Here is a 24,427-nt window from a genome sequence, read left to right as displayed (position 1 = left end):
CTCATCACCCGCGTCGCCTTCGGCTTCAAGAAACCCGAAGCCCTCATCGCCCTAGCCATGCTCAGCCTGGGAGGCCACAAACCCGCCCTCCCAGGCCGAAACTAACCCACGGATACGTCAGAAGAGCCCGATTTCGCCCAATTTTCAGCATCTAATGCGGGGTAGTTGCTAGGGGTCCACGTAGAGGTCGACCATCAGCTCCGCGGCCGGATCCACGGCGTAGCCGGAAAAGTCGCGCACGCCGCGAGAGCGCAGCAGTTCCTCGTCAATGATGGTCTGCCCGGTCAGTTCCCGGCCGGGCGTGGTCAGCACGGCGTGCGCGGCGTCGGCCATGATGGCGGGATGGCGCGAGCGCCGCATCATCTCCTCCCCGCCCAGGATGTTGGCCACGGCGGCCGTCGCAATGGTGGTGCGCGGCCACAACGCGTTGGAGGCCACGCCGCGGTCGGCGAATTCGGCGGCGAACCCCAGCGCACACAGCGTCATGCCGTATTTGGCCAGCGTGTAGGCCGGGTGGGCGCCGAGCCACTTCGGGTCAAGGTTCAGCGGCGGACTGAGCGTGAGGATGTGCGGGTTGTCGGCCCGGAGCAGGTGCGGCAGCGCGGCCCGGGTGAGCATGAAGGTGCCGCGCACGTTGACGTCCTGCATGAGGTCAAAGCGCTTGGGCGAGACATCCAGGGTCCCGGCCAGGGACAGCACGCTGGCATTGTTGAGGACGACGTCGATGCCCCCGAACGCCGTCACCGCACCTTCCACGGCGCGCGAGATCGTCTCATCCGAGCGGATGTCACCGACGAAGGCCAGGACCCGGCCCCCGGCGGCCTCAATGGACGCGGCCGCCGTGTGGATGGTCCCTTCCAGCCGCGGATCCGGTGTGTCGGTCTTGGCGATGAGCACCACGTTCGCGCCGTCGCGGGCGGCACGCTGGGCAATGGCCAGGCCAATCCCGCGGGAGCCGCCGGAGATGAGGATCGTCTTCCCGCCCAGGCTTCCCTGCGGCGGTTGCTCCGGTGCTGTGGTCATGGCCCCTCCAGGATTGGCTTGTCCGCCCACTGTACCCCCGGCCCTCGCGGCTGCCGGGCCCCCGAAAAAACCAAAGGCCCCAACCGGTATTGCTGCCGGTCAGGGCCTTTTCCATGGTTGCGGGGACAGGATTTGAACCTGTGACCTCCGGGTTATGAGCCCGGCGAGCTACCGAACTGCTCCACCCCGCGTTGTGTTCTTAACAGTACGCTGCACCGCCCCGGCCACAAAATCCGGGGCGGGTGACGTTGGTCTCCCGGCGACCGCCGTGGGGCGGCCGCCGGGAGTTCCCCTGCGTTAGGGCGTGGCGCTCGGCTTGGCGCTGGGCGTCACGGATGGCGTGGCTCCGGGCGTGGCACTCGGAGAGGCGGACGGAACAGGCTTCCCCGCGACGCCCTCGGCGGCCAGGGCCGCCGCAAGGGCGCTTTCGAGCCTCTTCTGCGCCGCGCCGTAGGCGGCAAAGTCACCCTTCGCCAGCGCCGCCTGGCCCTCCTTCAAGGCCGCATTGGCGTCATTGAGGGCCTTGGCCAGGGCCGGATTGGTGCTGGTCGTGCCCTTGGCGCCCTCCGTGGAGCTGCCCCCGGTGCCGCCGCCCTTGTTGACGTTGGCGTCACCGGCGGCCGCGCCGGAGTCACCGCCGAAGAGCTGGTCCAGGGCCTCGTTGAGCGTGGCCGCGTACCCGATCTTGTTCCCGAACGCCACCAGCACGCGCTGCAGGGTGGGATACGACGTCGAACCGGTGGACTGCACGTACACCGGCTGGACATACAGCAGCCCGCCGCCGACGGGAACGGTGAGCAGGTTGCCGTTCTTGACGTCGGACTGGCCCAGCTTGAGCACGTTCAGCTGTTCGGAGACGGACGGGTCGGACTGGAACGTGTTTTGGACCTGGCCCGGGCCGGGCACCTGCGTGTCCGCCGGCAGCTCCAGCAATTGCAGCTTGCCGTAGTCCGGGCTCTTCACACCCTTGGTGTTCCCGGCGTCGCCGTTGGCGGCCATGAAGCCATACAGGATGTTGCGGGACTCGGTGTTCTGGACTTCCTGCGGGATGAAGTCGGTGGTCAGCGAGAACGCCGTCTTGGTCTGGCCGGGCATCTTCAGCGACAGGTAGTACGGGGGTTGCTTGTCCGTGGCCGCCGTCGTGGGATCATCCGGGATGCTCCACGCCTCGGTGTTGTTGTAGAACTTGCCGGGGTTCGTCACGTGGTACTGGCCCAGCAGTTCGCGCTGGACCTTGAACAGGTCCTCGGGGTAGCGCACGTGCGACATCAGGTCCCCGGACATTTCCGTGAAGGGCTTGATCGTGGACGGGAAGACGTTCTGCCAGGCCTTCAGGATCGGGTCCGCCGGATCCCAGGCATACAGGTTCACGGAGCCGTCGTAGGCATCAACCGTGGCCTTGACCGAGTTGCGGATGTAGTTGATCGACGCGTTGGGCAGCGCGCCCACCCCGTTGGCGGCCGTCAGCGAGTCCGTGGTGGCGTCCTTCAACTGCTGCTGCTGCGAGTACGGGTAGTAGGAGCTGGTGGTGTAGCCGTCCACAATCCACTTGACCTTGCCGTCGACGACGGCGGGATACGGGTTGCCGTCGATGGTCAGGTACGGTGCCACCTTGGCCACGCGCTCCTCCGGGGTGCGGTCGTAGAGGATCTGCGACTTGTTGTTGACCCCGTTGGTCAGCAGCAGGTCCGAGGACTGGAACTTCATGGCATACATCAGCCGGTTGAAGGCGTTGCCCAGGGACGGGCCGCCGTTGCCGGTAAAGGTGGTCAGCGACTCGCCGGCCGGATTGTCGTTGGCCGAACCGGCGGACGTGCCCTGGGGGCGGTCCAGCTCCACGTGCGGGGTGCCTTCCGGCGCGCCCACGATCGAATAGTCCGTCATGGACTGGCCGAAGTAGATCCTGGGCTGGTAGCTGGTGTCGGTGCCCAGGACCCCGGTGGACGGGACGCCGGACTGCATGAACACCGGCTTGCCGTCGGAGGTGACGGTGTTGCCGTAGGCGGCCACCACGCCGTAGCCGTGCGTGTACACCAGGTGCTGGTTGTACCAGGTCTGCTGACCGGGGTTGATGCCCTGCGGGTTGAGCTCGCGCACCGCGATGACGGCGTCCTGGACCTTGCCGTCGATCGTGTACCGGTCCACGTTCAGGGTCTTCGGGAACTTGTAGTACGGGCGGTACTGTTCCAGCTGGGCAAACGTGGAAGAAATCAGGTTGGGGTCCAGCAGGCGAATGTTGGCCGCTGTGTCGGCGTCCTTGCGCAGCGCCCCGGCGGTCGCCGTCGTGGTGGCGTTATACGGGGTGACCTCCATGCCGGCCAGGCCGTACGCCTGGCGCGTCATGTCAATGTTGCGCCCGATGAAGGGGGATTCGAGCACCTGCTCGGAGGGGACAACCTGGAGTTGCTGAATTGCCCACGGGTAGATGCCGCCGGCGACGATGCCGGTGATCACGAGCATGCCGGTGCCGATCAGGGGCAGCTTCCAGCGCCCGATCACGGCGGAGACGATAAACAAGATGGCCACGATGATGGCGGCCACGGCCAGGATGGACTTGGTGGGGATGACGGCATTGACGTCCGTGTACATGGCCCCGGCCCGGTAGCCGCCGTTGTGCTGCAGGGTGCCGTAGCGGTCAAGCCAGAAGTTCACCCCGAGCAGGATCAAGAACACCGCCGCCAGCACGGCCATGTGGATCTGCGAGGCCCGGGAGGTGAAGATGCCGCGCTCGTGCACGCGGATGGCCCCGTAGAGGTAGTGGGTCAGGACGCCGGCAATGAAGGCGATGACGGTGACGCTGATCAGCAGCCCGATGAGCAGGCCCAGGAAGGGCAGGGTGTTGGTGTAGAAGCTGATGTCCAGGCCGAATTCGGGGTCGGCTTGCCCAAACGGCACCTGGAAGAAGAACAGCAGCACCTTCTCCCACTGCGCCATGGCCGCGGTCCCGGAAAACAGCCCAAAGACGACGGGCACGCCCAGCATCACCACGCGCCGGACCGGCTCCAGCTGCATCTGGTAGCGGTTGAGGTTGTCATCGCGCTGGCTGTCCGGGGCGTAGACGGGCCGCGCCCGGTAGGCGAGACGGATGGAGAAGTACACGCCGACGGCCATGATGAGGAAAGCCGCGACAAAGATCAGCAGCTTGGCGATCTTCTCGCGCCAGAAGACTTCGGAGAAGCCGAGCTGGTCGTACCACAGCACGTCCGTGTAGACGCCGGCAAAGAAAACTATCCCCACCACCAGTGCCGCCACCACAATGACGGTTGGCAACAAGGCACCGCGGCGCTTTGGTCTGACGGGGCTGTTTGTTGAGGGGGTTGGGCGGGATGTCACTCGTACCTCTATTTGGCTCGTGCTGACTCGAAAGTGATGCTTTGCAGGCCACGAAGGTGCCCTAGTTCATGCCACGAACGGCGAATGCGCTAAGTTCCCTACTGGCAAGTTGGCAGCTTGGAGCCGTCTTGGCCGGCCCCAATTGCTGACACTGCTTCATATGCTTGCTCCAGACTATCCACTTTGATCACCCGAAGCCCATCCGGGACATGGCCAAGGACGTCCCCGCAGTTGGCGGCCGGCGCCAGGAAGTAGTCGGCGCCGCTGTTTCGGGCACCGACCATCTTCTGAGCGATGCCGCCGATGGAGCCCACTTTCCCTTGCGGGTCAATGGTTCCGGTGCCGGCAAAGTGCGCCCCGCCGGTCAGTTCACCCGGGGTCAGGGTGTCCATGATGCCCAGCGCAAACATCATTCCGGCACTGGGGCCGCCAATGTTGCTCAGGGAGATCTTCACGTCAAAGGGAAAGGTGAACTTGTTTTGCAAGGCGATGCCCAGCAGGTACTTTCCGTCCTTGCCCGCCTTGGGGGTCACGGACACCGTCTTTTCGGCGCCGCCGCGGCGCACCGTCAATGCCACGGCCCGCCCCTGCCCCTCGGCCAGGACGCCCCGGATCACGCCCAGGTCCGTGACGTTCTTGCCGCCGATGGTCAGCAGGACGTCGTCGGGCTTAAGTATCCCGGCGGATGCCCCGTCGGCGGGAACCGAGGCCACGGCCAGCACGGTTCGGTAGTCGATTTTCAGCGCCGTCAGGGCCGCCGCCGTGGCGTCTTCCTGGGAGGTGGTCATGGCCGCGGAATTTTCGCTGTTGACGGCGCTCTGGCTGATGCCGGGCGCATAGATCAATTCGGCCGGATAAATTGCGTCCGCCGGCGTGAGCCAGGAACGGAAGACCTCAAAGATGTTGACCTGGCTGTCCGGCAGGCCGCCGGAGAGGTGGACGGTGGTCAAATCGAGACTGCCGGAGGTGGCCGGGAAACTGTCCTTGCCGGACACCGTGATCACCGGCTGGTCGTTGACCCGGCCGATGGTGTTGATGGCGGGGCCGGGAGATTCGATGACGTACGGGACCGGGATGGCCATGGCCGCGACGCCGAGCACCACGGCAACCACGCCCGACACCATCATGAGGGAAAATCGTCCGTCACGATGGGCGGGCGGCGATGCCGACGGCTCGTAGTTCTCCTGGCTCACAACATCGACCCTTTCCAAGGATTTCCTGCCCGTGCGGTGCGGCCCTCATGGGCCGCCTGGCCGGAGCCGGCCGGGCGCGGCGGGGCCCGGCACGGTGCGCGCCGCAGTCCAGCCTACTGGGTCTCACCGAGTGCACGCTGGGAGCCGGCCGGACACCTTTGCCGGTAGCGAACAGGACCCTGTCATGGGGCGACAAGCGCCGGGCGCGGCGGTAACGTGAACTCAATCAGCATCTCCTGCTACGAACGGCACATCATGTCCTCCACCCCAGCGAACAACGACGACGACACCCCCAAGGATCCGCTGTCCGAAATGCTGGCGAACCTGATGGGCGGCCAGGGCATGGAAGGCTTTGACCCGGCCGAATTGGCGAAGGCCGCGGGCCTGCCGTCGGACCCCAATGTGCTGGCGCAAATGTTTGCCCAGGTGCAGGCCATGATGAGCGGCTCCTCTGACACGCCGGTCAACTGGGACCTGGCGCATGACGCCGCCCGCAAGGCCGCTGCCGGCGGGGATCCGTCCGTGACGCCCGCCCAGGCCCGCGAAGTTGACGAGGCCCTGCGCCTGGCCGAGCTGTGGCTGGATCCATTCACCGAGCTCGCCCCAACGGGCATTATCGGCAAGGCATGGTCCCGGGCCGAGTGGGTCGAAGAAACGCTGGGCACGTGGAAGCGGCTGACGGAGCCGGTGGCCAACAGCATCGCCTTTGCCATCTCCAGTGCCATGAACGAGCAACTGCCCGAGGAGATGAAGTCCGTGATGGGCGAGGCCTCCTCCATGTTGCAAAACATGGGCGGGGCGTTGTTCGGGCTGCAGCTGGGGCAGGCCGTTGGCGCGCTGTCCAAGGAAGTGGTCGGCTCCACGGACATCGGCGTCCCCCTGGCCGACCTGCAAATGGCGCTGCTGCCGGCCAACGTCAAGGCGTTCGGGGAGGGACTGGAGGTTCCGGAGCAGGACATCCGACTTTTTCTGGCCTTGAGGGAAGCCGCGCACGCCCGCCTGTTTGTCCAGGTGCCGTGGCTGCGCGGGCACCTGCTGGGGGCCATCGAGTCCTACGCCCGGGGCATCCACATCGACATGTCCCGGATCGAGGACCTGGCCCACAACCTGGACCCGGCCAATCCCGAATCCATGCAGGCGGCACTGTCCGAGGGCGTGTTCATGCCGGCACGCACCCCCGAACAGGAGGCCGCCCTGGTCAAGCTGGAGACGGCCCTGGCCCTGGTGGAAGGCTGGGTTGATGAATTGACGTTTGCGGCCGCGACCAATTTGCCCTCCGCCGGGGCCATCCGGGAAACCATCCGGCGCCGCCGCGCCACGGGCGGCCCGGCCGAGCACGCCTTTGGTTCGCTGGTGGGCCTGGAACTGCGCCCCCGCCGGCTCCGCGAGGCGGCCGCCCTGTGGGCGTCGCTGAAGGAGCAGCGCGGCATTTTTGGCCGTGATGCCATCTGGGCGCACCCGGACCTGCTGCCCACCGCGGCGGACCTGGACGACGCCGCCGGCTTCGTGGGCCGGCTCGACGCCTCCGAGGCCTCCGAATCCGACGTTGACGCCGCCCTGGCCAAGCTGCTCTCCGGCGGGTTCGACGACGTCGCCCCCACGGACGGTGCCCCCACGGACGGTGCCGGCGCGGACGGTGCCCCCACGGACGGTGCCGGCGCGGACACGAACAGCGACGATGCCGGCAACCCGGCGAGTGGGGATTCCGGCGAGGACACGGCCCCCGGCGCTTAGTCGCCTGCCGGCGTCAGGACGGACCCGGGTCCTCACCGTCCTCCACGTCCTCCACGTCCTCCCCGTCCAGGTCGATGTCCGCGATGTTGCGTGCCGCGGCAAAGGCCGCGCCCTCCAGGAAGGCCTTGGCCCGCGCCACATGCGGGTAGCCCGCCAGCTCCGCCCAAAACGCGACGCTGTGGTTCGGGTGGATCAGATGCGCAAGTTCGTGCAGCAGGACATAGTCCAGCACCCATTCCGGCATGCCCTGCACATGGTGCGAGATGCGGATGGTCCTGCGCCCGCTGGTAGCCGAGCCCCACCGCCCGTTTTGGTTGGTCACCCACCGCACCGACGCGGGCACGGCACGGGATCCCAGATACGTTGCGGAGAGCTGCACGGACCGGTCCATCAAGGCCGAATCGCCGGCCGGCGCATGCCGGCGCCGGTCGCCGCGGCGGGTGCGCGTGGTGGTCTCGAGCCGGGCCAGCATGTGCGGCACCCAGTAGTCCTCATCCTGCACGGTCAGACGGGCCGGCACGGCAATGACGGCCCGCCCGCTCTCCCAAAACGCCGCCACGCCGGTGGTGCGGCGCCGGGTCCGCCGCACCACCACGTCCGCCCCGTTCGCGGTCCGGTGGAGTGAGAGGGAATCCCCGATGGGTCCGGGCGTTCCGCGGCCGATCGGTGTGCGTGCCGGATTCTTTTGCGCTGCCATGAGTCGACCGTATAACGGCCGGCCGACGGAAATCGAGCCGGGTTCCCCGGGTTGTGGACAACGCCACACTGTGGATAACTTTCGGCACCAATTCCCGTGCCGTGCCACGATCGAAAGACGGCCACGCATTGTGCCACCCAACCGGCGCACGGGGCCCGAACAGGCGGGAGGCTCATCATGACCACCATCAACCCCGGGCTTCGCCTGGTCAGGCGCACGGCCGCCAGCGCCCAAATTGGCGTGGGCCCCGGCGGCATTGTCATCGACGGGCTCAACGAGGCCGATTTCGCCTTCCTGGCGGCCCTGCGCGGCGGGATCCCGGAGGGCGCCGTGGTCGAACGGGCCGGGCGGTGCGGTGTGCCGCCGGAGCGGGCCCTGGAGATCTGTGCGGCACTGTCGGGCCTGTTGTTTACCGACGCGGAGCTGCGGACCGAAGGCTACCGGGCCGAACGGCTCCTGCCCGAGACCACGGCCCTGCTGGCACTGCACCACGCGCCGAGCCGCGGCTACATGGCCCGCCGAGAACACGGCGTCGTCCAAGTGTTGGGCCTGGGGCGCACGGGCGCCGCCCTGGCCCAGGTCCTGGTCGGCGCCGGCGTGGGGACCGTCCTGCTGGAGGATGACCGGGCGGTGACCGCCGTCGACGTCGGCCCGGGCGCATTCCGGCTCAGCGACATCGGCCTGCTGCGCTCGGTGGCGGTCCGCCGGCACCTGCTGGCCGTGGACCCGAGCTGCCACGCACATGTGGTGCACACGGGCGGGGCGGGCGGCCCCGATCCCCGCTGCCTCGATCTGGCGATCGCGGTGGGGCACGACGCCGTCGGCGCCGCACTGTCCTCGCGGCTGATGGGCAGCGACCGGGCGCACATGTTCGTCCTGGTCCGGGAGCAGGACGGCACGGTGGGCCCGCTCGTGGTGCCGGGATCCACCGCCTGCGGCGAATGCGTGGAGCGGCACCGCGGCTCCGGTGATGCCCAGTGGCTTCAGGTGTGTGGGCAATTGGCGGCGGACAACGACGCCGCGGGCCGCCAGCGCCCACGCACCGCGCTCCTGGAACACGCGGCACTGGCCACGGCGCTGGCCGGGACCGCGGCGGCGGCGGCCCTGGTCTTTCTCGACGGCGTCAACCGGCCCAGCGCCTGGTCCTCGGTCCTGACGTTTCACCCGGACGACGGCCGGTGGTCCCGGCGGGAGTTTGCCCCCCACCCGGCGTGCGGCTGCCAGCTTCAGCGTCAGGCGCTGGAGACGATCTCCAGCACGGCGTCGCCATAGCGCTCCAACTTGGACGGACCAACACCCGGCAGGGTGGCCAATTCCTCCAGGTCCCGGGGCGCCGCCTCCGCGATGGCCATCAGCGTGGCGTCCGTGAACACCACAAAGGCGGGCACCTCGGCCGCGGTGGCCTCCTTCAGCCGCCAGGCACGCAACTCGTCGAAAACGGCCTCGTCATAGCCGGGCGGGCACGTTGCGCAGCGGCCGATCTTCCGCTCGGCACCGGTGCCCAGAATTTTTCCGCACACCCGGCACACCGACGGCGACGCCGCCTTCCGGCTCTTGCGGGCCGGCGGGCGCGGGCCGGCCGCCGTTGCCGTGTTGGGCCGCAGCCCGTCCAGGAACCTGGACGGGCGCCGGTTGGCGCGCCCGCCGGGGGTCCGGGCGCTGGACCAGGAAAAGTTCAAGAATTCCCGGGCCCGGGTGATGCCGACGTAAAGCAGCCGGCGTTCCTCGTCCACGGATTCGGGCGTGTCGGCAAAGGAGATCGGCATCAGCCCTTCACTGAGCCCCACCAGAAACACCGCATCCCACTCCAGGCCCTTGGCCGAGTGCAGCGACGCCAGGGTCACGCCCTGGACCGTCGGCGCGTGCTGGGCGGCGGCGCGTTCGGTCAGCTCCGTCACCAGGTCCACCAGGGAAAACGGGTGCTCGGGCGTGCTGCGGGATACCACCAGTTCGTCGGCCAGTGCCACGAGCGCGGCGAGCGACTCCCAGCGCTCCCGCAGGGCGCCGCCGGTCTTGGGCGCCTCGGGCTGATAGCCGAGGTTCCCCAGGATGTCGCGGACCAGCTGCCCCAACGGCTCGTCGTCGGCCGCCCGGGAGGCCGCCCGCAGCTGCAAGATGGCGTCGCGCACCTCCTTCCGGGCAAAAAAACGTTCCCCGCCGCGCAGCTGGTAACCGACCCCCGCCGCCGTCAGGGCCTGTTCGTAGGCCTCGGACTGGCCGTTCGTGCGGAACAGCACCGCAATCTCGCTGGCCTTGGTGCCGTGCTCGATGAGGATCTTGATGCGCGCGGCCACCGCCGCGGACTCGGCTTCGTCGTCGGTGCATTCCAAAAACTCCGGGACGGGGCCGGACGGGCGTTGGGCCACGAGGTGCAACGGCGTCGACCACAGGGCGTCCGCGGCCAGGCCGCCGCTGCGCCGGCCCTTCAGCAATGAGTTGGCCAGGCCCACCACCTGCGGGGTGGAGCGGTAGTCCCGCACCAGCTTCACCACGTTGGCCCCCGGATACCGCTTCGGGAAGTCCAGCAGGTGCCGCGGCGTCGCACCGGTGAATGAGTAAATGGTCTGGCTGGCGTCACCGACCACACACAATTCCTCACGCCCGCCCAGCCACAGGTCCAGCATTTTCTGCTGCAGCGGGGAAACGTCCTGGTATTCATCCACGACAAAGTGCCGGTACTGGTCCCGGACGGTGGCGGCAACGCGCGGGTCCTCCTGCAGGATCCCGACGGTGATCAGCAGGACGTCCTCAAAGTCGATGAGGTTCCGGTCCGCCTTGACGTCCTCATATGCCTGGAACAGCCGGCCCACGGCCACCTTGTCCAGCCCACCCGGCTCGCCCCGGTCCTGGGCACGGGTCAGGTAGGTCTCCGGGGTCAACATCGACACCTTGGCCCACTCGACTTCCGCCGCGAGGTCGCGGATGGCGGCCCGGTCCGTTGACAGGCGCAGCCGGCGGGCGGCCTCGGCGATGATTTGCGCCTTGTGATCGAGCAGTCCCGGCAATTGGCCGCCGACGGCGTGCGGCCAGAAATACTGCAGCTGGCGCAACGCGGCGGCATGGAAGGTGCGGGCCTGGACCGTGCCGACGCCCAGGTCCCGCAGCCGGGAGCGCATCTCCGCCGCCGCCCGGGCCGTAAAGGTCACGGCCAGCAGCCGGTTGGGGTTGTAGACCCCGGTGTGGACGCCGTAGGCGATGCGGTGCGTGATGGCGCGGGTCTTGCCGGTGCCGGCACCGGCCAGGACGCACAGCGGCCCGGCCAGGGTGGTGGCGACGGCGCGTTGTTCGTCGTCGAGCCCGGCCAGGATCCGCTCTTCGGCCGTGCGCTCGTCCATGACGGGCAGGCCGGCCGCCCGGGGGTCGAACGTCACTGACCGCCGCCCGCCGCCACTGCCGAGGTGGCCGTCGACACCTCGCCGGGCTCCAGGATGGTGCCGCCGTACCAGTGCTCAATGAGGGAGCGGGCGATCGATTGCCGCCGGGAGATCACCGCCTCGCCGCTGAGCACGGCCGCCTGCAATTCCGCACGGCCGAACCAGCGTGCGCCGATCACCTCCCGCCCATCCGGGACGGCCACGGCGTCGTCCGTGTAGGCCAGGAACCCGACCATCAACGACCGCGGAAACGGCCACGCCTGGGAGCCCAGGTAGATGGTGGTGTGCAGGTGCACGCCAACCTCCTCGGCAATCTCGCGGACCGCGGCCTGCTCGGCGTTCTCCCCCGCCTCCACGAATCCGGCCACCGTGGAGTACCGGTTGCTCTCCCAGGCGGCATTGTTGGCCAGCAGGATCTTGTCCTCGGGACCCACGACCGCCACAATGACGGCGGGGTCGGTGCGGGGGAAGTGTTCCGAGCCGTCCGCCACGCACCGGCGCATCCAGCCGGACCAGACGGATTCGGTTTCCGCCCCGCACCGGGGGCAGCGCGGATGCGTGCGGTGCCAGTTGGCCACGGCCTGGGCCTGGATGAAGATCGCGGCGTCGGCCTCCGGCAGTACGGCGGCCGCATCCCGGAAGCCGGAGAGGGCGGCGTCCCCGGGCACCCAGGGCGAGGGGTCGGCGTCGTCCGTGAGTACCTTCAAGACCAGGGGCGTTCCCTGGGACAGGCGGGGATGGCGGCCGGGCAGCACGGCACCCAGGTAGATTGTCAGTGTTCCGTCCGGGAACGGCGCGCCCGCCCCGTCCCGGTAGACGATCCCGGCCGCGTCGACGGGCGTCTTGCCGCGGTGCAGGATCATCAGGCGGTGGGCCGGCCCGGCCAGGACCTCCTGAAGATACCCCGGCTCGTTGCGTTGTTCGCAGTCTCGATCAAGCACGGCTTCCGGGGACGACAGAGGTTCAATCATGGTTCTACCGTACGCAGTTCCGCCCGTAATTTACATTCCAGCCGGTGCGGGTTGTGGACAGGCGGGGATGTCCGCGGGGCCGATGTTCTGGCGACTCGCCGCCGCATGGGCGCGGCGTTGCCGCGTCGGCACTCTACGGTGGAGGTGTGAGACGAATGACTGCAATCGAATTGGCCGCGATCGCCAGCGCCGCCGTGCCCGGGCTCAACCTCACGGCGTGTGCCGCCGAACCCGACGATGCCGCCGATTTCAGCTCCGCCCTGCTGGTTGATTCGGAAAACCGGCGGTGGCGGGTCCGCTCCCCCAAACATGCCGAGGCCAGCGCCCGGCTGGAGACCGAACGCCAGGTCCTGCGCGCCTTTGCCCCCGCGATTCGCGCCGAGTTGCCGTTCCTGCTGCCCACCGTGGCCGGGACCGTGCGCCAAGGCGAGCTCACCACATTCGTGTACTCGCACATTGCCGGGAAGCCCGAACCCGTGGAGACCCTGGCCGCCGGCGGCGCCGCGCTCGCCCTGGAGATCGGCACGGCGATCGCCGCCATCCACGACATGCCCCAGGAAGTGGTGACGAATTCGGATCTGCCCAGCTATACGGCCAACGAGTTCCGCCAACGCAAGCTTAACGAGCTGGACCAGGCGGCCACCACCGGCAAGATCCCGCCGTCACTGTTGCGGCGCTGGGAACACGCGATGGAGGATGTGCCGCTGTGGCGCTTCAACGCCTCGGTGGTCCACGGCGACCTGCATGAGGACAACATCCTGCTCGACGGCCCCACCGTGACGGCCGTCATGGGCTGGACCGATCTGCGCGTGGGCGACCCCGCCGACGACTTTGCCTGGCTGGTGGCCATCAACGACCCCGAGTTCGTGGACACGGTCATGCAGGCCTACGCCGCGGCCCGCCGGGAGTCCCCCGATCCGCACCTGCTGCGCCGGGCCGCACTCAGCGCCGAATTTGCGCTGGCCCAGTGGCTCGTCAAGGGGTTTGCCGCCGACAGCGCCCGCATGGTGGCCGATGCCGAGACCATGCTGCGCACCCTCGAGACGGACATCAACGAACACGGCGGCCAGCCCATCAGCACCGTGCCGGCTCCGGCGGCAACCGGCGCCCTGCCCGTCATCGAGGTGGGCGTGGTTGCCGAGGATCCCACCGACGACGCCGACGCGGCGGTGAAGCCGGCGGACGAGGACCCGGCGCCCGCCGAGGACGTGGACACCACGGCGCTGAAGGTCATCCCGCTTAGCCATTAGCGCGCGGTGACCTGGCCCGACCGGTCCGCCGCCGTGCGCCGGATTCCCCTACTGCGTGTAGGCGTTGGTGATGATCGCCTCGAGCGCGTCCTGGCCGGCAAGATCCACGGGCCGCACCAGCACGTCCTTGCCGACGTAGTAAAACGCGGCCCGGACCTGCTCCAGCGGCACGCCCTTCAACCGCGACCACGCCAACCGGTACACGGCCAGCTGGACGCCGCGCACCGCCAGCTGCTTCTTCGACGGGACGGCGCCGGTCTTCCAGTCGATCAGGTCCCACCCGCCGTCCGCGTCGCGGAAGACGGCGTCGATCCGGCCCCGGACCACGACGCCGGCCACGCGCGTTTCCACCGGCACCTCCAGCTCCGCCGGGATCCTGTTGGCCCACGCCGAATTCTTGAACGTCTCCTGCATCTCCGCCAGCCCATACGCCTCATCGACGTACGCGTCGGCACCGGGGAGCTCGTCCAGGTCCAGCTGGCCGGTGGTGCCGAAGAACTCCTCGATCCAGGCATGGAACGCCGTGCCCTTCCGTGCCGCCATGCCGGGCCTGGTTGGGACGGGCCGGCGCATGGCGCGGGTGACCTTGGCCGGGTCCTCCCCCAGCGCCACCAGGCGTGAGGCGGAAATGTGCGGCGGCAGCTCGACTCGCAGCTGGTCCGATTCCACCTGCTCCTGCGCCAGCAGGACGGCTGTTTCCCGGCCCCAGCGGGGGTTCACGGCCACAAAGTCCTCGCCGCCCACGGCCAGCCCTACGGTTGGCCCAGCCGTTGGCCCAGCCGCAAGGACGGCCGCCGCGGACCGTTCCACGTCCGCCCGGCGCCCCACCCGTTCCGCGACGCCGTGGCGGCCGAGAATAACGGGCCCGTTCAGGGGATCGTAGGGCCACGCCGCGGACTCCTCCCCCGCGCCGACCGGGTTCTCCGCCCCGTCCTCGGGATCGTCRGCCCACAGCCCGAGGCGGGCGCTTTGGACGGCGCCCGAGGCCAGGGGCAGTAATTCGTCCAGGAACGGTGAGGGCACCAGCGGCGTCTTCCCGGCCCCCCACACCGTGGTGGTGCACATGAGGAAGTCACGGGCCCGGGTGAAGGCAACGTAGGCCAGCCGGCGTTCCTCCTCCTCGCCGTGCGCCCGGACATCGTCGGCAAACAGTTTCTCGTTCTCCAGCAGGGTCTTCAGGTCCGGCACATCCATGTTCCATTCGGGGAGGTCCTCGCGGTCCCCGCGCAGCGGCCACGGCAGCGAGCTGGCGCCCTGGCTCCAGCGATCGGCCCGGGCGCTGGGAAACGCGCCGCGGTTCATGCCCGGCACGAACACCACATCCCATTCCAGGCCCTTGGAGGCGTGGACCGTCAGCAGTTGGACGGCGTCCGGGTTGGTCTGCACGGCCGTCATCTCCAGGCCGCCTTCCTCGGATTCGGCCGTCTCCAGCCACGCCAGGAACGCGGTGAGGTCCACCCGTTCGGCCGCCTGCATGAACGTGGCGGCGGCGGCGGCGAACGCATCCAGGTTGCGCCGGGCATGGTGGATGCTGGAGCCGGGCTTGGCAGCCAGTTCAATGTCCAGGCGCATGGTCCGCTCCACGACGCCCAGCAGGTTCGTCAGGTCGTCGCCGACGAACGTGCGCAGCATGCGCAGCTCGTCGCGCAGGGCCACCAGCCGCGCGCGTGCGGTGTCCGTCAGCGGCCGCGCCGCGTCCGGCCAGTAGTCGGGGCTCAGGTAGTCCAACGCCTCCACCAGGGACGCGGCGTCGACGACGTCGGAGGTCACCACCGGCTCCCCGGGCTCCTCCGGCGTGTCCCCCTCGGGGCCGGCGGAAGCTACCGCGGCCGCGTCAAATGCCACATTGTTCCGCGCGGCCCAGGCGCGGCGCCGGGCCAGGTACCGCGACCAGTCCGCGAACGCCATGAGGTCCGCCGGGCCGATCCGCCACCGCGCCCCTGTCAGCAGGCGCATCAGGGCATCGGAGCGGGCGGGATCGGCGATGACCCGCAGGGTGGCCACCAGGTCCACGATCTCCGGTGTGGCCAGCAAGCCGCCCAGCCCCACCACCTCGTAGGGGATGCCGTTGGCGTCAAACACCGACTGCAGCGTGGCAAATTGCGCCCGACGCCGGCACAGGACGGCCACCGTCATGGCGCCCTGGGCGCCGCGGTGGGACGTGAAGTCGCCCTTGCGGGCCAGAATTTCCGCGGCGACGGCCTCGGCCTGCTCGACTTCCGTTCCATAGCGGGCCAACACCACCTCGCCGGCGGGGGCCTGGGGTTTTTCCCGCAACGGCGACACCACCACCTGCGGCCCGGCCGCCGCGCGCTCCCCCGCGGACAGGCCCGCGGCCAGCCGGGCGTTGGCCTTCCGTGTCTGGGCCGCCGCCAGCTCGGCGGACATGACGTTGGCCGCCTGCAGAATGTGCGCGGAGTTGCGCCACGCAATGGTCAGCTCGGCTGTCGGGGCATACCCGCCGTCGCCCCGTACGAAGATCTCCGGAAAGCGGAACAGCTGCCCGGAGGACGCGCCGCGGAAGCCGTAGATCGACTGGTGCGGGTCGCCGACGGCCGTGACCGGGTGTCCGCCGCCAAACAGCTTGGCGAAGAGCCGCAGCTGGGCGTGGGAGGTGTCCTGGAATTCGTCGAGCAGCACCACCTTGAAACGCTGGCGTTCCATGGCGCCGGCGTGCGGGACCTGGTCGGCGACCCGGGCCGCGAGCGCCACCAGGTCGCCGTAGTCGAGGGCGTTGCGACGCCGCTTGGCCGCGGCATAGCGCCGGACCAGGCCCGCCACGGTGCCGCGCGTGCGCAGGACGTTCAGCAGGCCGGCGGCCGCCGCGGTGCGCGGCTTGGCGGATTCCGCGAGGTAGGGCAGGGCGTCCAGGGCGGCCACGTAGCCGTCGATGGTTGCGGCCACCTCCGACGGGTCCGCCAAGTGCTCGGCGCATTCGCCGGCCAGGTCCATCACGGCCTGGATCAGCGTGGGCTTCGCCGCCGTGAAGTGCTCGTGGTCGCCGTCGTGCGCCTCGACGACGTCGCTGGCCAGCTGCCAGGCCTCGGCGGCGCCCAACACCACGGCGTCGCGCTCGATCCCCAGCCGCAGCCCGTAGTCGCTGACAATCCCGCTGGCATAGGAGTGGTAGGTGGACACCTTGGGTTCCAGGGCGTCGCGGGCGGCCGCGGCCGGGGCCAGCTGGACCGCCCCGGAGCGGGCCAGGGTACCCAGTTTGGCGAGCTGCCCGCGGATCCGAGCGGCCAACTCCCCGGCGGCCTTGCGGGTGAAGGTCACGCCCAGGATTTCCTCGGGCAGCACCAGGCCGTTGGCCACCAGCCACACGACCCGGTCGGCCATGGTGGTGGTCTTCCCGGACCCGGCGCCGGCGATGACCAGCAGCGGTTCCAGGGGCGAGCGGATGATGGCGGCCTGTTCCTCGGTGGGCGGGCGCTGGCCGAGAAGGTCGGCCAGTTCCTCGGGCGACAGCAGGGTTGAGCGGCTCATTCGGTGACTTGTTTCCCTTCGGGGCACAGCGGGCAGATGGTGGGCAGCGGGCAGCCGTGGCGTTGGCTCCAGCCGGCATCGTGCCGGGCCGGGAAGGAGGCCTGCGCCATGAGGTGGGCGGCCGCCAGGACCTCCGGCGTGGCCCAGTCGTCCGCCCCGGCGGGCAGCGGCGGCTGGTCCTGGGTCTTGATGGTTTTGTTGCCGTCGCCCAGCGGCAGCAGGGCCGCCCCGCCGGGACCGGCGCCCGGGTGTCCGGCCGCGGCGGCCTCCTCGGCGAAGGCCCCGGCCAGCACGGCCGCCTGGTAGGCGCCCAATTGGGGATGCCGGGCGAGTTCGGCCTTGGTGGGCTTGCGCCGGCCCGTTTTCAGGTCGATGATCACCAGGTTGCCGTTTGCGTCCACCTCCACCCGGTCCACCTGCCCGCGCAGCCTGACGACCCGGTCGCCGGAAGGGATGTCCACGGTGAAGTCCAGCTCCGTGCCCAGCAGTGTCCGGCCCTGCATGCGGGCGTCCACCACGTATTGGGCCAGCTTGCCCAGCATTTCCTGGGCCCGGCCGTAGTCCCGGTCGGTCTCCCACGATTCCGGCAGCCCCAGGGACGGCCAGCGCTTGTGCAGCTCCGCCAGGTATTCGTGCCCGGCCCCCTCCGGGATCTGCTCGGCAATGGAGTGGATCAGGGTGCCCAGGCTGCGGGCAAAGTCGGTGCTGGCCTCTCCGCCGGCCGCCTTGACGAACCAGTTCAGCGGCGACTTCAGCACGGCCTCCACCTTCGAGGGTGAGACCGTCACCGCTTCGCCGTCGGCCACGATGGGCGCGTCCGAGCTCAGCGGGGCCAGTCCCCACCAGTCCGCCGGCGCGGCGCCCGGCACGGCCTGCTCCGCCAGGACCGAAAGCATGCGGGCGGCCTCCGGCTCGGCGTGCATTTCCGATTCCTGGCGCAGCTCCGCCACCAGGGAGCGCAGCGTCATGGGCCGGGGCACCTGCTCCACCGGCCGCACCGGGTATTGTGATTCGCCGCCGGAGTCCGTGACTGGCACGTACGGGGCGGCCAGGTCGATGAACTGCGAGGGCTGGAGGTCGTGCCCGGACGCCGCGGCGAGGATGAGCATGCTCCGGGCCCGGGAAATGGCCGCGGCAAAGCTGCGCAGCTCATCGTACCGGATCTCGCGCAGCCGGCCGGCGGGGTCGAGCTGGCGGGCGGCATCCGCGCCGCGTTCGAGCACGTCCACCAGCAGCTGGCTGCCCAGCAATTCACCGCGCAGCCGGGTGTTGGGCCACACCCCATCCTGCAGCCCGGCCACGATGACCACGGGCCATTCCCGGCCGGCGGCACTGGCCGGGGTGAGGATTTCCACGGCATCGGAGCGCTGGGCGCGGGCGGCCAGGGTGTCCATGGGCAGCTCCTGGCTGAGCAGGTAGTCCAGGAATTGTTGCGGACTGGACCCGGGCAGCTGGTCCACATAGCGTTCGGCCGTTTGAAACAGGGCCATGACGGCGTCGAGGTCGCGGTCGGCCCGGATGCCGGTGGGGCCGCCGCGCAGCGCCTGCGCTTCCCAGGTGCCGGAGCAGTCGGAGGCTTCCCACAGCGCCCACAGCACAGTTTCGGCGTTGGCGCCGGGTTCGGCGACGGCGGCCCGGCCGGCGGCCAGCATGGCCGCAATCCGGCCCGCGTTTTGGGCCTCCCAGCCCAGCGGGGCCAGTTTGGCCGGATTGTTCAGCGCCTCCACCAGCAGCTCGTCGCTGGCCCGGCCGCCGCCGTCGTGCAGTTCCGCCGCCCGCAGCGCCTGCCGCAGCCGGCGCAGGTGCAGGGCGGTGGACCGGCCCAGCCGCGACGTCAGCAGGGACACCGCCAGCGGCGCATCGAGCACCGCCGGGTCCAGGGCCGCCCGGAATGCCTCCAGCAGCGGGCGCACGGCGGGTTCCTCCCGCACGGGATTCTCGGCGACGGGCACCTTCACCGGGATGCCCTGTCCGCCAAGGTACCGTTCCAGCTCGGCCAGTGCGCCGCCGGTGCGCACGATCACCACGATGTCCCCCAGCCCGTAGCCGGCCACGTGTTGGAGGTGCAGGATGCGCTCGGCGACCAGCCGCAGCTCATGGACTTCGGAGGCCACCACATGGGCCGTGACGGACGATGCCGGGCGTCCGGGACGGCCGCCCGGATCCGCTCCGGGCGCGGGGGCGGGCTCCGGCCAGGCCAGGGCGCGGGCCTTGTGGCCCCCGCGGGTTTGGGAGATACGCTCGGCGACGGCGTTCCAGGCCCGGGCGAGTTCGGGGGTCAACCGGTGCGAGGTGGACAGGGAGAACTCGGCGACCGGGACGTGCACGGTGGCCAGGGATTCCCGCAGCGTCCCCACCAGGTCCGGCCGGGCGCCGCGGAATCCCTGGACCACGGTGTCCGGCGACGCCGTCACCAGGACGTCCTTGCCCCGGCCCACCAGCTGCAGGAGGTCGTGCACGGAGCGGTTGGCCTCCTGGATGTCGTCGACCAGCACCAGCAGCAGCCGGGCCCGTTCCCGGTCCAGGAATTCCTCGTCGTTGCGCAGCACGGTGGCCGCGGCCGTGATGATGCCGGCCGGATCGTACGAGCCGGACTTCCCCCAATCCACCACGTCCCGGTATTCGCGGTACAGGCCGGCCGCGCCCACCCAGTCGGGGCGGTTGTTGGCCACCCCCAGCTCGGCCAGGCGCTCCGGGGAGACGTCGTATTCAATGACACGGTCGAAGAGCTGGCGGACTTCCTGGCGGAAACCGCGGGTTTCCAGGGCGTCGGCCAGGTCCGCGGGCCAGTCGGGGGCCACCACCAGGCCCTGCTTGTGACCCTCCAGCAACTCCTTGATGATCAGGTCCTGCTCGGGACCGCTCATCAGGCGCGGCGGACCGGCCAGATAGGGGGTGCGCCCCTCCACGGCGGCCCGGCGCAGGAGGTCGAAGGCGTAGGAGGACCAGGTCCGCGCCGGTGAGGTGCTCAGGCTTCTGGTGAGCCGGGCACTGAAGCCGTCGCGCAATCGGGCGGCAGCCAGCCGTGACGGGGCCAGGAGCAGGACACCGGCCGGGTCCACGCCGTCGTACTCAATGCGCTTGGCGGCCGCCTCGATCAGGACGGTGGACTTGCCGGTGCCCGGGGCGCCCCACACCAGGGCCGGGCCGGAGCCGGGGGCAAGGTCCACCACGGCCCGTTGGTCGGCGCTCAGCGACGGCCGCCGGGCGGCGGAGGCTGCCGGGGGAACAAGCGAAAGACGTGGGATCGAACTCATGCGTCCAGTCCATCATGAGGGTCCGACAATGCGGCGGCGGACAGCCTGGCGGCAATGGCGTCGATGGCGTCAAACTGGGCCTCGGTGGGATTCCAGCGGGCGGCCGCCATGTCCACGCGCCAGGACGGGTGTTCCCCTCCCGTCTGGCCCCGCAAGGCGGTTGCCTCCCGGCGATAGTGCACCAGGGCGCGGGCGTCGTGGCACTGCGGCGGCCGCCCGTCGGCGCGGATCACCCGCCACCACGGCACGGCCGACCCGTGCCGGGACATCACCGACCCCACCTGGCGGGGTCCGCCGCGCTCCAGCAGGGCCGCGATGTCCCCATAGGAAAGCACGCATCCGGCCGGGATCAGCTCGATCACGTCCAGGACCGCCTCAATATACTCCGCACGCATGTTTCCACCCTAGTTGTCCGCAAGCCGTGCCCGCTGCCGGGGGCGCGGGGCGAAAGTGTCGGTGGCGCCCGGTAGCGTGGTGGCATGACTAGCTGGAACTTGCACCCACGGGCCGCGTTTGACTTGGAAACCACCGGCCGCGATCCCCGCACGGCCCGGATCGTCACGGCGTCCGTGGTGGTCGTGGACGACTCCGGCGCCGTGGCGGAGACGTACGAGTGGCTGGCGGACCCGGGGGTGGAGATCCCCGAGGAAACCACCGCCATCCACGGCATCAGCACCGCCCACGCGCGCGAGCACGGCCGGCCGGCCGACGTGGTCGCCGCCGAGGTGGGCGCCGTCCTGGCCACCTTGTTTGCGAACAACATTCCCGTCATCGCGTTCAACGCCAGCTACGACTTCACGGTGTTGGCCTACGAGGCCCGCCGCCACGACCTGGCCCAAATCACCCCGTCCCCCGTGATCGACCCGTTCATCTGCAACAAGCAGGTGGACAGGTTCCGCAAGGGCAGCCGAACCCTCGTGGCCCTGTGCGAGGAGTACGGGGTCTCGCTCCAGGACGCCCACACATCCGCGGCCGACGCGGAGGCCACGTTGCGCCTCGCCGACGCACTGGCCGCCAAGTACAGCGCCCTGCGCGTGGACGTGGCGGAGCTGCACGAGTCGCAGGTGGGGTGGGCCCGGGAGCAGGCCGCCGATTTCCAGCAATACCTGCGCCGCATCAAGGACCCGACGGCCGTGATTGAGGGAGGCTGGCCGGTTCTGCCCTGGCAGCAGGCGCACCTGGCAATGACATAAATCACATCGGAAAAAATTCGTACCGGCTCCGCCGGGGCTGCGTCAGTCCTGCGGAGGCGGGCCCGTGAGCGACGGGACGCACCCGCCGGTGGGCGCCCATGATCGGTTGAATCTTTTGTCAAATCCACTTTCATGAAGCATTTGTTCGCATCCGCCACATCCGGGGCGCTGCTGACATAATTTAGTTTTGTGGGTTGAGTTCTGCTACAAGCTTCGCGCCCGTGGCCCAGCTCCCCGCTTCCTGTGAAGCCCATTCCCCGTGAAACCGGGCTGGGACCTGAAATGAAAGTGAACGCCCGATGAAGAAATCAGCCCTGAAGTGGCTCACCACCGTGCCCGTCGCCGTTGCCCTGGCCGTCTCCCTGGCCGCTTGCGGGGGCGCGGCGACGACCGGCACCGGTTCGCCCACCGACGCCCTTGCCGGCAGCGACCAGGTGTCCCTGGACAAGTACACGACCAAGGACGTTACCGCGCTGGAGAAGATCGACAAGGCGGCCCTGGGCCTCATTGTTCCGGGCACCATCACGGTGGGTACGCTCTCCGACGCCCCGCCGAACATCTTCATCGACAAGTCCGGCAAGTTCACCGGCTATGACAACGAGCTCCTGCGCGCCATGGCGGAGAAGCTGGGCCTGAAGGTGGAGTTCAAGTCCACCGACTTCGCCGCGCTCCTGTCCCAGGTGGCGAACAAGCAGTTCGACGTCGGTTCCTCCTCGATCTCCACCACCGACGCCCGGCGCAAGTCGGTCGCCTTCACGAACGGCTACGACTTTGGCTACATGGCCGTCGTCGCCAAGACCGACGCCGCCGTCAAGGGCTTCAAGGACCTGACCAAGGACACCCGCATCGCCGTGGTCCAGGGCACCGTCCAGGACGACTACGTCACGAACACGCTGAAGTTTGAGCCGGTGCGCTTCTCCGACTACAACACCGCCTACGCCAACCTCAAGAACGGCCAGGTCGACGCCTGGGTGGCCCCCTCCCAGCAGGCCACCGGCCAGGTGAAGGACGGCGACGGGACCGCCATCGTCGAATCGGTGGTCAACACGCAGAACTTCACCGCCTACGCGGTGAATTCCGGCAATAAGCCGCTCACGGACGCGCTGAACTCGGCCCTGGATGCCGTGGTGGCCGACGGCACCTGGTCCAAGCTGACCAAGCAGTGGTACCCGACGCGCGTAACCCCCGCCGACTGGTCGCCGGGCTCCAAGGCCGTCACGGTTCCGAAGGGCTAATCTATGGACGTACTCCAGCAGCTCCTTAAGACGTTTTTCGACTGGGAGGCCATGGGGGCAGTCATTCCCTCCATGCTGACGGTCGGCTTGCCGAACACCCTGATCCTTGCCGTTTCCTCGGCCATCCTGGGCTGCATCCTGGGCCTGGTCCTGGCGGTCATGGGCATTTCCCGGAATCCGATCCCGCGCTGGATCGCCAGGATCTACACGGATATTTTTCGCGGCCTGCCCGCCATCCTAACCATCTTGCTGATCGGTCTGGGGCTGGGCCCGGTGGTGCGGTCGCTGACCGGCAGCACCAACCCCTTCCCGCTGGGCATCCTGGCCTTGACCCTGATGGCCGCCGCGTACATTGGTGAGATTTTCCGTTCCGGCATTCAAAGCGTTGACAAGGGGCAGCTGGAGGCGTCCCGGGCACTGGGCTTTAGCTACACGTCCTCCATGATCCTGGTGGTCATCCCGCAGGGCATCCGGCGCGTGCTGCCGGCCCTGGTGAACCAGCTGATTTCCCTGATCAAGGACTCCTCCCTGATCTACCTGCTGGGACTCCTGGCCAGCCAGCGTGAAATCTTCCGCATCGGCAATGACGCGGCGGCCAACTCCGGAAACCTGTCCCCCTTGGTGGCGGCCGGGGTCCTGTACCTGATCCTGACAATCCCCCTGACGCACGTGGTGAACCTGATGGACGCCCGCATGCGCTCGGGCAAGAAGGAAAAAATTGAGCCCGATGAGGCCGCCGCTCTTGTTGGAAAGGGAGCCTAGACCATGAGTGACTTTTCGCCGGGCTCCCTGACGGCCAAGAACATCCATCTCTCCTTCGGCCGCAACCACGTGTTGCGCGGCATCGACCTGCACGTCCCGCAGGGCACCACCGCCTCGGTGATCGGCCCGTCGGGCTCGGGGAAGTCCACGTTGCTGCGCGTGATGAACCGGCTGATCGAGCCGGATGAGGGCGACATCCTCCTGGACGGCACGTCGGTCTTGGCCGAGAACCCCGACGAGCTCCGCCGTCGTATTGGCATGGTCTTCCAGCAATTCAACCTGTTCCCGCACAAGACGGTCGTGGAGAACGTGTCCCTGGCACTGCGCAAACTGCGGAACATGCCCAAGGACCAGGCGCGGGCGAAGGCGCTGGAACAGCTGGAGATGGTGGGGCTCAAGCACAAGGCCGACGCCCGCCCCGGCAACCTCTCCGGCGGCCAGCAGCAGCGCGTGGCGATTGCCCGGGCGCTGGCCATGGAGCCGGAGGTCATGTTCTTCGATGAGGCCACCTCCGCCCTGGACCCGGAACTCGTGAAGGGCGTTTTGGCGCTCATGACGGAGCTGTCCAAGGGCGGGATGACCATGGTGGTGGTGACCCATGAGATGGGGTTCTGCCGGAACGTCTCGGACACCGTGACGTTCATGGATGCCGGCGTCGTGGTGGAGACGGGGTCGCCGGACCAGCTGTTCAGCGAGCCCCGCACCGGCCGCCTGAAGAGCTTCCTCTCGGACGTCCTCTAGCCTCCTCGACTGACTGTGAGTCTTAGTGGTAGCTGGTCTGGGACTGGCTGGCAGAGTGGGTACTAGCCGTTCCGCCCCGTGGATGTGACTCTTCAACTGACTGGCTCCGTTTGGATGCCTTGTGCGGGACCTGTCCATTCATGGGGTGGTCGGCCGGATTCATGGGGTGGTCGGCCGG

At 69.0% G+C, this 24,427-nt stretch carries 16 protein-coding genes and 1 tRNA gene; 7 read left to right on the top strand and 10 right to left on the bottom strand.

Annotated features, from left to right (window positions below):
* Positions 1-168: 168 nt before the first annotated feature.
* The 4 genes from AB4Y80_RS15335 to AB4Y80_RS15320 all read right to left on the bottom strand — a co-directional run bounded on the left by AB4Y80_RS15335 (position 169) and on the right by AB4Y80_RS15320 (position 5,549).
* The gene (locus AB4Y80_RS15335) at positions 169-1,023 is read right to left on the bottom strand and encodes an SDR family oxidoreductase (RefSeq protein WP_442215210.1); all 855 of its coding nucleotides are present in this window, start codon (positions 1,021-1,023) and stop codon (positions 169-171) included.
* 114 nt (positions 1,024-1,137) lie between these two features.
* Positions 1,138-1,214, bottom strand: a tRNA-Met gene (locus AB4Y80_RS15330).
* A gap of 106 nt (positions 1,215-1,320) precedes the next feature.
* Positions 1,321-4,356, bottom strand: a complete 3,036-nt coding sequence (locus AB4Y80_RS15325; RefSeq protein ID WP_442215209.1) for a UPF0182 family membrane protein — start codon at positions 4,354-4,356, stop codon at positions 1,321-1,323.
* Positions 4,357-4,454: 98 nt separating this feature from the next.
* Positions 4,455-5,549, bottom strand: a complete 1,095-nt coding sequence (locus AB4Y80_RS15320; protein WP_442215208.1) for a YlbL family protein — start codon at positions 5,547-5,549, stop codon at positions 4,455-4,457.
* A gap of 255 nt (positions 5,550-5,804) precedes the next feature.
* Here AB4Y80_RS15320 and AB4Y80_RS15315 point away from each other — a divergent pair, with 255 nt between their 5' ends.
* On the top strand, positions 5,805-7,283 hold the full coding sequence (locus AB4Y80_RS15315) for a zinc-dependent metalloprotease (protein ID WP_442215212.1): 1,479 nt from the start codon (positions 5,805-5,807) through the stop codon (positions 7,281-7,283).
* Between the two features lie 13 nt (positions 7,284-7,296).
* On the opposite strand, the gene AB4Y80_RS15310 is transcribed toward AB4Y80_RS15315, so the two are convergent.
* Positions 7,297-7,980, bottom strand: a complete 684-nt coding sequence (locus tag AB4Y80_RS15310) for a M48 metallopeptidase family protein (RefSeq protein WP_442215207.1) — start codon at positions 7,978-7,980, stop codon at positions 7,297-7,299.
* A 177-nt stretch (positions 7,981-8,157) separates the two neighbouring features.
* On the opposite strand from AB4Y80_RS15310, the gene AB4Y80_RS15305 reads away from it, so the two are divergent.
* The gene (locus AB4Y80_RS15305; RefSeq protein WP_442215206.1) at positions 8,158-9,252 is read left to right on the top strand and encodes a ThiF family adenylyltransferase; all 1,095 of its coding nucleotides are present in this window, start codon (positions 8,158-8,160) and stop codon (positions 9,250-9,252) included.
* On the opposite strand, the gene AB4Y80_RS15300 is transcribed toward AB4Y80_RS15305, so the two are convergent.
* Positions 9,213-11,315 (bottom strand): ATP-dependent DNA helicase UvrD2, encoded by a 2,103-nt coding sequence (locus AB4Y80_RS15300; RefSeq protein ID WP_442215211.1) that lies wholly within the window; start codon positions 11,313-11,315, stop codon positions 9,213-9,215. The two genes, AB4Y80_RS15305 and AB4Y80_RS15300, sit on opposite strands and share 40 nt — an antisense overlap.
* Positions 11,316-11,347: 32 nt before the next feature.
* Positions 11,348-12,325 (bottom strand): NAD(+) diphosphatase, encoded by a 978-nt coding sequence (gene nudC / locus AB4Y80_RS15295; RefSeq protein WP_442215205.1) that lies wholly within the window; start codon positions 12,323-12,325, stop codon positions 11,348-11,350.
* A gap of 155 nt (positions 12,326-12,480) precedes the next feature.
* Between nudC and AB4Y80_RS15290 the strand changes: the two genes are divergently transcribed.
* Positions 12,481-13,575: a macrolide 2'-phosphotransferase gene (locus tag AB4Y80_RS15290; RefSeq protein ID WP_442215204.1), complete on the top strand. Its 1,095-nt coding sequence runs from the start codon at positions 12,481-12,483 to the stop codon at positions 13,573-13,575.
* Between the two features lie 48 nt (positions 13,576-13,623).
* Here the strand turns inward: AB4Y80_RS15290 and AB4Y80_RS15285 are convergent, their stop codons facing one another.
* The 3 genes from AB4Y80_RS15285 to AB4Y80_RS15275 are packed head-to-tail and all read right to left on the bottom strand — an operon-like array spanning position 13,624 to position 20,713.
* The gene (locus tag AB4Y80_RS15285; protein ID WP_442215203.1) at positions 13,624-17,061 is read right to left on the bottom strand and encodes an ATP-dependent helicase; all 3,438 of its coding nucleotides are present in this window, start codon (positions 17,059-17,061) and stop codon (positions 13,624-13,626) included.
* Positions 17,058-20,318 carry an ATP-dependent helicase gene (locus AB4Y80_RS15280; protein ID WP_442215202.1) on the bottom strand — a complete coding sequence of 1,087 codons (3,261 nt, stop codon included), beginning with the start codon at positions 20,316-20,318 and terminating at the stop codon, positions 17,058-17,060. Before AB4Y80_RS15280 ends, AB4Y80_RS15285 begins: the two co-directional genes overlap by 4 nt.
* Positions 20,315-20,713, bottom strand: coding sequence for an MGMT family protein (locus AB4Y80_RS15275; protein ID WP_442215201.1), 399 nt, complete (start codon positions 20,711-20,713; stop codon positions 20,315-20,317). The genes AB4Y80_RS15280 and AB4Y80_RS15275 overlap by 4 nt, the downstream gene beginning before the upstream one ends.
* 84 nt (positions 20,714-20,797) lie before the next feature.
* Here AB4Y80_RS15275 and AB4Y80_RS15270 point away from each other — a divergent pair, with 84 nt between their 5' ends.
* The 4 genes from AB4Y80_RS15270 (at position 20,798) to AB4Y80_RS15255 (ending at position 24,249) form a co-directional block, all read left to right on the top strand.
* Positions 20,798-21,511 (top strand): 3'-5' exonuclease, encoded by a 714-nt coding sequence (locus tag AB4Y80_RS15270; protein WP_442215200.1) that lies wholly within the window; start codon positions 20,798-20,800, stop codon positions 21,509-21,511.
* A 299-nt stretch (positions 21,512-21,810) separates the two neighbouring features.
* A complete protein-coding gene (locus AB4Y80_RS15265) occupies positions 21,811-22,746 on the top strand; it encodes an ABC transporter substrate-binding protein (protein WP_442215199.1) in 936 nt (311 codons plus the stop codon).
* A gap of 3 nt (positions 22,747-22,749) precedes the next feature.
* Entirely contained in the window at positions 22,750-23,508 is a 759-nt protein-coding gene (locus tag AB4Y80_RS15260; protein ID WP_442215198.1) for an amino acid ABC transporter permease, read from the top strand.
* Positions 23,509-23,511: 3 nt separating this feature from the next.
* Complete coding sequence (locus tag AB4Y80_RS15255) at positions 23,512-24,249, top strand: amino acid ABC transporter ATP-binding protein (RefSeq protein ID WP_442215197.1); 738 nt, start codon at positions 23,512-23,514, stop codon at positions 24,247-24,249.
* Positions 24,250-24,427: the final 178 nt, after the last annotated feature.

The organism is Specibacter sp. RAF43 (assembly GCF_052114065.1).
GTDB lineage: Bacteria > Actinomycetota > Actinomycetes > Actinomycetales > Micrococcaceae > Specibacter.
The sequence above is the reverse complement of the archived record's forward strand: the minus strand, read 5'-3'. Positions and strand labels throughout refer to the sequence as shown.

Coding starts and splice junctions, on each gene's coding strand:
- AB4Y80_RS15335 (WP_442215210.1), bottom strand. CDS start 1,023: ATGACCACAGCACCGGAGCAACCGCCGCAGGGAAGCCTGGGCGGGAAG.
- AB4Y80_RS15315 (WP_442215212.1), top strand. CDS start 5,805: ATGTCCTCCACCCCAGCGAACAACGACGACGACACCCCCAAGGATCCG.
- AB4Y80_RS15310 (WP_442215207.1), bottom strand. CDS start 7,980: ATGGCAGCGCAAAAGAATCCGGCACGCACACCGATCGGCCGCGGAACG.
- AB4Y80_RS15305 (WP_442215206.1), top strand. CDS start 8,158: ATGACCACCATCAACCCCGGGCTTCGCCTGGTCAGGCGCACGGCCGCC.
- AB4Y80_RS15300 (WP_442215211.1), bottom strand. CDS start 11,315: ATGGACGAGCGCACGGCCGAAGAGCGGATCCTGGCCGGGCTCGACGAC.
- nudC (WP_442215205.1), bottom strand. CDS start 12,325: ATGATTGAACCTCTGTCGTCCCCGGAAGCCGTGCTTGATCGAGACTGC.
- AB4Y80_RS15290 (WP_442215204.1), top strand. CDS start 12,481: ATGACTGCAATCGAATTGGCCGCGATCGCCAGCGCCGCCGTGCCCGGG.
- AB4Y80_RS15280 (WP_442215202.1), bottom strand. CDS start 20,318: ATGAGTTCGATCCCACGTCTTTCGCTTGTTCCCCCGGCAGCCTCCGCC.
- AB4Y80_RS15275 (WP_442215201.1), bottom strand. CDS start 20,713: ATGCGTGCGGAGTATATTGAGGCGGTCCTGGACGTGATCGAGCTGATC.
- AB4Y80_RS15270 (WP_442215200.1), top strand. CDS start 20,798: ATGACTAGCTGGAACTTGCACCCACGGGCCGCGTTTGACTTGGAAACC.
- AB4Y80_RS15265 (WP_442215199.1), top strand. CDS start 21,811: ATGAAGAAATCAGCCCTGAAGTGGCTCACCACCGTGCCCGTCGCCGTT.
- AB4Y80_RS15260 (WP_442215198.1), top strand. CDS start 22,750: ATGGACGTACTCCAGCAGCTCCTTAAGACGTTTTTCGACTGGGAGGCC.
- AB4Y80_RS15255 (WP_442215197.1), top strand. CDS start 23,512: ATGAGTGACTTTTCGCCGGGCTCCCTGACGGCCAAGAACATCCATCTC.